This window comes from Actinophytocola sp. (assembly GCF_036402745.1).
GTDB lineage: Bacteria > Actinomycetota > Actinomycetes > Mycobacteriales > Pseudonocardiaceae > Actinophytocola.
Map to the genome: position 1 here is coordinate 1 of NZ_DASWSJ010000362.1, position 7,640 is coordinate 7,640.

The window sequence follows — 7,640 nt, forward strand, 5'->3', positions numbered from 1 at the left end:
CCACCAGTGGCCGTGGATCGGGTGGTCACCGCGCGGGGGCACCAGCGTGAAGCTCGGCATGACCCACGGCGTGATCCGCCAGTAGTAGGTGTCCTCCTCGGCGTTGCGCCGGGCGCCGACGAACAGCCCGCCGTCGGCGTCGGCGACCTCGAAGAACGGCCGGAAGTCGGCGAGGTTGTACTCGTTGCCCTTCGCGCCCCGGAACAACGGGTCGTTCTTGAGGCCGCCCGAGTGCAGCCACGAGACGTGGCTGGAGTCGATGCCGCCCTCGAACGCCTGCAGCCAGTTGCACTCCTGCCAGCGCTTGGACGTGTAGTTCTGCTCCGGCGCGACGTGGGCGAACTCGAACTGGGGCAGTGGCGGGCGCGTCGCCGGGTCGCCCATGTGTGTCCACAGCACGTCGCCGATCTTGACCAGCGGGTACGCGCGCAGCTTCACGTTCGCGCAGAAGTTGCTGTTCTCGGGCTCCGACGGCACCTCGACGGCCTGGCCGGTCACGTCGAACTTCCAGCCGTGGTAGGCGCAGCGCAGGCCGCCCTCCTCGTTGCGGCCGAACCACAGCGACGCCCCGCGGTGCGCGCAGAACTCGTCGATCAGCCCGTAGCGGCCCTCGCTGTCGCGGAAGGCGATCAGACGCTCCGACAGCAGCTTCACCCGGACCTGCGGGCAGTCGTTCTCCGGCAGTTCCTCGGCGAGCAGCGCTGGAATCCAGTACTGCCGGAACAGCGCGCCCATCGATGTGCCCGGCCCGGTCTGCGTCAGCACCTCGTTGATCTCCTGCTTGAGCACCGTCGGCCTCCTTCCCCGTACCTCAGTGATTGGTCTGAAGGACCATGTCAAAACTGTAGGACCATTAGACCTATGCGTCCAGCGAGGCGACGAGCATCTCCTTGAGCCGCCGATCGGCCCGGCGGGCGTGCTCGGCCGGGATGGTCGCTCCCGTCGCGAGCGCCTTGCGCACGGTCAGGTAGTCGGCCGTCGCGTTGACGGCGTCGATCGCGAGCAGCGCGCCGTCGCGGTAGTAGAGGACGGAGAACCGCTCGCTGTCCGGGTTGCCGCGCACGACGATGTCGTCGTGGCCTGCGGACAGGCCGGCGATCTGCAGCTTGAGGTCGTGCTGGTCCGACCAGAACCAGGGCACCTCCGTGACCGGTTCCTCGCGGCCCAGCAGCGCCGCGGCGCCGGCCCTGGCCTGTGCCGTCGCGTGCTGCACGGACTCGAAGCGCAGCCGGTCCGCTCCGACGACAGTGCAGTCGCCCGCCGCGACGACGCCGGGCGCACTGGTGCGCGCGCACCGGTCGACGACGATCCCGCGGTCGCACGACAGGCCCAGCTGTTCGGCCAGCTCGGTGCGCGGCACGATCCCGATGCCCACCACCACGACGTCGGCCGGCAGGTGGCCGCCGTCGGCGAGCAGTACGCCGGTGGCGCGGCCCCGCTCGCCGGTGACGGCCGTGACCGCGGCGCCGAGCCGCACGGCCGTCCCGCGCCGCTCGTGTGCCTGCCGGTAGAACTCCGAGACGACCGGGGCGACCGCGCGGGGGATCAACCGGTCGGCGGCCTCGACGACCGTCACCGGCCGTCCCAGCGCGCGGGCCGCCGCGGCGACCTCCAGCCCGATGAACCCGCCGCCGATGACGACGACCGACGTGGCGCCGGTCAGCGCCCGGCGCAGCCGGGTCGCGTCGGCGACGTCACGCAGGTGGTGCACCCCGGCCAGCCCGGCTCCGGGAACGCGCAGCATGCGGACCCTGGCGCCGACGGTCAGCGCCAGCCGGTCGAACGCGAGGTGGCGCCCGCGGTCGGTGGTGGCGCCCGTCGGCGACACGTCGACGACCCGCTCCCCGGTCAGCACGGTGATCTCGCGCTCGGCGTAGAAGGCGGGCGTGCGGAACGCGAGCGAGGCCGTGTCAGCCGACCCGTGGAGGAACGCCTTGGACAGCGGCGGCCGCTGGTAGGGCGCGAGCGACTCGGCACCGACCACCGTGACGGGCTCGCGGTCGCCGATCTCGCGCAGCGCCGTCGCGAGCTGGATCCCGGCGTGGCTCGCGCCCACGACGAGCGTGCCGCTCACGGCTGGTCCGGCGGGATCTCGACGGTCAGGCCGTCGAGCTCGTCGGTCATGGCGATCTGGCACGACAGCCTGCTGCCGGGACGCCGCTCGCTGACGGCGAGGTCGAGCAGGTCCTCCTCGATGTCGCCGGGGGCGCCGACGGCGGCGACGAAGTCCTCGCGGACCCACACGTGGCAGGTGGCGCAACTGCGGTTGCCGCCGCACTCCGCCACGATGCCGCCGACGCCGTTCTGGGTGGCCGCCAGCATCACCGAGTCGCCCGTCCTGGCGTCGACGCCGGTCTGGGTGCCATCGGCGGACGTGAACACAACCTTCGGCAAGGCGCCCTCCTTGGACCCACTCAATGGCCTATTGGTCTAACATCATACCATGCTAATTCTGCTCCGCCACGGGGAGAGCGAGGCGAACGCAGGCAACAGCTTCAGCGGCTGGCTGGACGTGCCGCTGTCGGAGCGGGGTCGCGCGGAGGCGGCCCAGGCAGGCGCGCTGCTCGTCGAGCACGGCATCGCTCCGACGGTCGTGCACACATCCGTTCTGGTCAGGGCCGTGGACACGGCCGACATCGCGATGGCCCGGCTCGGCGGTGCCGTGCCGACCCGGCGGACCTGGCGGCTCAACGAGCGCCACTACGGCGCGCTGCAGGGGTGTGGGCGGGCGGCGATCCGGGCGCGGTACGGCGACGCGCAGTTCGCGCGCTGGCGCCGCTCCTACGACGCGGCGCCCCCACCGCTGCCCGCCGACGACCCGACGAACCCGCACCGGGACCCCCGCTACGCGGACGTGCCTGCCTGCGACCTGCCCGCGACGGAGTCCCTCGCCGACGTGCGCCGCCGGCTGGTGCCGTACTGGGTGGAGGCGATCGCCCCCGACCTGCACGCCGGCGCCACGGTGCTCGTCGTCGCGCACAGCAACTCCCTTCGCGCGCTCTGCATGCACCTGGACCGGCTGACGCCTGCGGAGGTCGAGTCGCTGAACATCCCGACGGGCGTTCCGTTGCGCTACTTCCTTGGCCGGGACCGGCGACCTGTACCTCGGGACGGGCACTACCTCGATCCGGCCGCGGCCGAGTCGGGTATCAGCGAGGTCGTCGACCAGGGCGTTCGATGACGCCGAGGTGATCCACGCCGGGCCTCTGTCGCGATCGGGTCTTGCGCAGGTCTGTTGTCAGACCATACTCTCCGTCCATGTTGCGGAAGCACACACGGGCGACGATGCCCCCGGCGGAACAGCCCGACGCCTTGCGGCGCGAGGCGCACCTGCAGGCCACGAGCGTCCGGATCGAGTACCGCGCACCCGGTGCGGCCGACTCGGACGTGACGCTCGCCGTCGACAACGCCAACCTGGAACTGCTCCGCTCCGACTTCGTCTGCGTTGTCGGCCCGTCGGGATGCGGGAAGACCACATTCCTCAACGCGGTCGCCGGCTTCCTGCCCATCCAGGGCGGGAGCCTCAAGCTCGACGGGAAGGACATCCCAGGGCCAGGGCCGGACCGGGCGATGGTGTTCCAGCAGTCCAGCCTGCTGCCGTGGCGGACGGTGCTCGACAACATCTCCTACGGCCTGGAGCTGGGCCGCACCATGAAGCGCCGGGAGGCCCGCGAGCGGGCCCGCGGCCTGCTCGACCTGGTCGGCCTGTCCGGGTTCGCCGACCGCTTTCCCGCTCAGCTCTCGGGCGGCATGCAGCAGCGGGTCAACCTGGCGCGCGCGCTGGCCGTCGAACCGCAGCTGCTCCTGCTCGACGAGCCGTTCGCATCGATCGACGCGCAGACGCGCGAGGTCATGCAGGCCGAGCTGCTGCGCGTGTGCACCGCGCAGGACGTGACGGCGCTGTTCGTCACCCACGACATCACCGAGGCGGCGTTCCTCGCCGACCGCGTGTGCGTGTTCAGCCCGCGCCCCGGCCACATCGTCCGGGAGATCGTGGTGCCGTTCGAGCGGCCCCGCGACCAGCGGTTGCGCCGCTCGCCGGAGTTCCTCGCGCTCGTCGACGAGATCGCCGACGCGCTCTACGGCGGGTCCTCGACGTCGGAAGGGGAGATCCACTGATGGCTCCCGTGCTGGAAACAACCACCCCGGTGCGCCCGGCCCCGACGCGTGCGCCCCGCAAACGCCGCCGCCTCCATCCGCAGTACGTCTACGGCACCGGCGCGGTGATCGCGGTGCTGGTGGTCTGGCAGGTCGTCGCGGCGCTGCGGATCAAGCCTGCGATCGTGCTCCCCGGCCCGTTCGACGTCGTGCTGGCCTTCCAGCAGCTGTTCAGCAGCGCGCGCATCTGGCCCGACCTGGCCACCAGCGGCAAGGAGCTGCTCTACGGACTGGTCATCGCCACCCTCGTCGGGCTGCCGGTCGGCCTCGCGATCGGCTGGTACACGCGGCTGGCCTACGCGCTCAACCCGCTGATCACGTTCCTCTACGCCACGCCGCGCATCGCGCTCACCCCGCTGCTGATCATCTGGTTGGGCATCGGGGACGCCTCGAAGATCGCGATCGTGTTCCTGATGGCGGTCTTCCCGATCGTGATCAACACGGCGAGCGGCGTGCAGAACCTCGACCCGGCGGTGCTGCGCGTCGCCCGCTGCTTCGGCGCCGGGCACCTGCAGATCTTCCGCACGATCGCGCTGCCGGGCTCGGTGCCGTTCATCATCAGCGGCCTGCGGCTCGCCGTCGGCCAGGCGCTCATCGGCGTCTTCGTCGCCGAGCTCAGCGGCGCCACCCACGGCGTCGGCATGCTCATGAACACCGCGGGCCAGCAGTTCCAGACGTCCGTCGTGTTCGCCGGCCTGTTCATCTTCGCCATCACCGGCGTGGTCCTCACCAGCTTGCTGCGCCGCGTCGAGAAGCGCTTCGCGGCTTGGCGTCCCCATCCCTGACCGCCCCCACCACCACAACAGGAGATCGACAATGTCGTCGCGCACAACACGGAGGAAGGTCGCGGGCTTGCTGATTGCCGGTGCCGCGGCGCTGTCGGCCACCGCCTGCGGGGGAGGCGGCTCGGCGGGGACAGGTGCCGGCGCCGACACGATGACGGTGAGCTACAGCCAGGTCGTCGCCGACGAGCTGCCGCTGTGGATCGCGGACGAGGCGGGGCTCTTCAAGGCGCAGGGCCTCGACGTCAAGCTGGTGAGCCTGTCGAGCTCCGACGGCTTCCCGGCGCTGGTCTCCGGGCAGTCGCAGCTCGCCTCGATCGGCGCGTCCGAGATGGTGTCGGGCGCCGCGTCCGGTGCCGAGGTGAGCTACCTCGCCACGCTGACGCCCGTCTTCCCGTACGAGCTGTTCGCCAAGGTCGACGACCCGAAGCAGCTCAAGGGCAAGCGGATCGGCGTGACGTCCACGAGCGGCTCGCTCTACATCGCGACGCTCGCGGCGCTCAAACAGGTGGGCCTCGCCCAGACCGACGTCCAGCTCACGCCGCTGGGTTCGGTCACCAACGTCAACAACGCGCTCGTGGCGGGCACCATCGACGCCGCGCTGTCGCACCCGCCCGCCACCACCGAGATCGAGGCGGCCGGCTTCCGCTCGATCCTCGACCTTGCCCAGCAGAACATCCCCACGTCCAACGTGGGCATCGCGGGGACCAAGGAGTACATCAACGGCCACAAGGACCAGATCCGCCGGTTCATGGTGGCCCTGCAGCAGGCCATCAAGCGCGAGAAGACCGACAAGGCGTACGCCATCGAGGTGCTCGGCAGGCACCTGAACATCACCGACGCCAAGGCGCTGGACGAGACCTGGCAGTACTACGCCGGCGAGATCCTCCCGGACGTGCCGACGCCGACGAAGGAGCAACTGCAGACCTCCGTGGAGGAGCTTGCGGCCTCCCACCCCGCGGTCCGCAACGTCGACATCGCCAGCCTCGTCGACGCGTCGTTCCTCACCCCCGCGACGGGATGAGCCCGGACCACACCGAACCCAGAAAGGGGCGACCGACGTGACATCAGCAGCGCGCACCACCACCGAGGTGACGCACTACCACGTCCAGAAGAAGCGTCGCGCCGCGTTCCTCGAGGAATGGCGCGCCCACCAGAAGACCGTGATCGCGCTCGGCGACGTCGAGATGATCGAGTCGGAGCGCGGCACCCGCGTCGGCGTCTACTGCGGCGAGGACGGCGACCGCCCCACGCGCACGATGGACGCGCTGGCGCACGAGATCGACCAGGGCGTGACCTCGACGATCCACCGCCACTCCTGGGACGCCATGGTCTTCGTCGTCGCCGGCCGGGGCTGGACCGAGATCGACGGGGAGCGCATCGAGTGGGGACCCGGCGACTCGCTGCACCTGCCGGCGTGGGCCTGGCACCGCTCCGGCAACGACAACCCGGAGACCGCGCGCTACCTCACGTTCTCCAGCGAGCCGATGCTCGCGACGATGGGCATGTCGGTGCTGGACGACCGCGGCCACACCCCGTTCGCGGAGCTGCCCGAGCGCCCTCCGTACGCCACGGAGGTCGACGGCGCCGACCCCTACGCCCGCCGCGTGCGGCGCCTGGCCCGTGAGCAGCGCAAGCGCCGCAGCGGCAGGCTGCACACCGACTGGGACGAGCTGGAGCTGCTGCCGACCCCGCGCGGCACGCGCACCACGTTCCTGCTCGACCGCGCCATCGGCTACGAGGCCTCCGGCATCACGATGGCCATGTTCGAGATCGGCCCCAACCGCGGGCAGTCGATGCACCGCCACCCTGGCGAGGCCTGGCTCTACGTCGTGGAGGGCGAGGGGCACAGCTACCTCGGCGAGGAGCCCGAGGGCGGCGTGAACCACCCGTGGAAGAAGGGCGACCTCATCGTCGTCGACCACTTCCTGTGGCACCAGCACTTCAACGACTCGCCGGACAAGACGGCGAAGGTCGTGCGGATCCACATGTTCGACAGCCTCCTGGAGACCATGAGGGTGCTCATGGACCCGAAGGTGCTGTTCGAGGAGCCGCCGGACCACATCCGCGACGCGCAGGCCGGCGACTACCACGAGATCCAGTGGCCCGTCGTGGAACGGCCGACCTGGCCATGAGCAGCACCCACCTGCCGCCGGGGCTGCTGTCGATCCACGCGCTGCCTGCCGATCACCACGACGGGCCGTGGGACCACATCCTGGTGCAGCCGGGGACCAAGGAGCGACTGCTCAACCAGACGCTGCTGCGCCTGCGCCACGGCCGGGCACTGGCCACCCTGCCGGGCCTGCCGCACGGCCTGATCGTGCTGGCCGGCCCGCCCGGCACCGGCAAGACGACCCTGGCGCGGGGCCTCGCGCAGGCCGCGGCCCGCGCGCTCGCCCCGATCGGCGCCACCACCTACATCGAGATCGACCCGCACGCGTTCCCGAGCGAGATGCTCGGGGAGAGCCAGCGCAACATCACCCGGCTCATGACCGACACGCTGCCCGAGCTGGCGGCGCGGCGGCCGCACACGGTGGTGCTGATCGACGAGGTGGAGAGCTTCGCGGTGCGCCGCTCCACGGCGTCGTTCGGCAGCAACCCGGTCGACGTGCACCGGGCGACCGACGCGGTGCTCGCCGGCATCGACTTCCTCGCCGAGTCCCATCCGCGCATCGTCTTCGTCGCGACGACGAACTTCCC

At 71.1% G+C, this 7,640-nt stretch carries 9 protein-coding genes; 6 read left to right on the top strand and 3 right to left on the bottom strand.

The window, feature by feature from the left end; all coding sequences use genetic code 11:
- The 3 genes from VGD70_RS32445 to VGD70_RS32455 form a co-directional block, all read right to left on the bottom strand.
- On the bottom strand, window positions 1-789 hold a 789-nt coding region (locus tag VGD70_RS32445), incomplete at its 3' end, for a Rieske 2Fe-2S domain-containing protein (protein WP_331088161.1).
- 70 nt (window positions 790-859) lie between these two features.
- Window positions 860-2,074: an FAD-dependent oxidoreductase gene (locus VGD70_RS32450; protein ID WP_331088163.1), complete on the bottom strand. Its 1,215-nt coding sequence runs from the start codon at window positions 2,072-2,074 to the stop codon at window positions 860-862.
- Window positions 2,071-2,394: a 2Fe-2S iron-sulfur cluster-binding protein gene (locus VGD70_RS32455; protein WP_331088165.1), complete on the bottom strand. Its 324-nt coding sequence runs from the start codon at window positions 2,392-2,394 to the stop codon at window positions 2,071-2,073. The genes VGD70_RS32450 and VGD70_RS32455 overlap by 4 nt, the downstream gene beginning before the upstream one ends.
- Before the next feature lie 49 nt (window positions 2,395-2,443).
- Here VGD70_RS32455 and VGD70_RS32460 point away from each other — a divergent pair, with 49 nt between their 5' ends.
- The 6 genes from VGD70_RS32460 to VGD70_RS32485 all read left to right on the top strand — a co-directional run.
- Entirely contained in the window at window positions 2,444-3,181 is a 738-nt protein-coding gene (locus tag VGD70_RS32460) for a 2,3-bisphosphoglycerate-dependent phosphoglycerate mutase (protein WP_331088167.1), read from the top strand.
- A 77-nt stretch (window positions 3,182-3,258) separates the two neighbouring features.
- Window positions 3,259-4,119, top strand: a complete 861-nt coding sequence (locus VGD70_RS32465; RefSeq protein WP_331088171.1) for an ABC transporter ATP-binding protein — start codon at window positions 3,259-3,261, stop codon at window positions 4,117-4,119.
- Window positions 4,119-4,943 carry an ABC transporter permease gene (locus VGD70_RS32470; RefSeq protein WP_331088173.1) on the top strand — a complete coding sequence of 275 codons (825 nt, stop codon included), beginning with the start codon at window positions 4,119-4,121 and terminating at the stop codon, window positions 4,941-4,943. Before VGD70_RS32465 ends, VGD70_RS32470 begins: the two co-directional genes overlap by 1 nt.
- A gap of 67 nt (window positions 4,944-5,010) precedes the next feature.
- On the top strand, window positions 5,011-5,964 hold the full coding sequence (locus tag VGD70_RS32475; protein WP_331088175.1) for an ABC transporter substrate-binding protein: 954 nt from the start codon (window positions 5,011-5,013) through the stop codon (window positions 5,962-5,964).
- 37 nt (window positions 5,965-6,001) lie between these two features.
- Window positions 6,002-7,075: a cupin domain-containing protein gene (locus VGD70_RS32480; RefSeq protein ID WP_331088177.1), complete on the top strand. Its 1,074-nt coding sequence runs from the start codon at window positions 6,002-6,004 to the stop codon at window positions 7,073-7,075.
- Window positions 7,072-7,640, top strand: a 569-nt coding sequence (locus tag VGD70_RS32485; protein ID WP_331088178.1) for an AAA family ATPase, incomplete at its 3' end; no start/stop codon positions are given. The genes VGD70_RS32480 and VGD70_RS32485, both read left to right, overlap by 4 nt.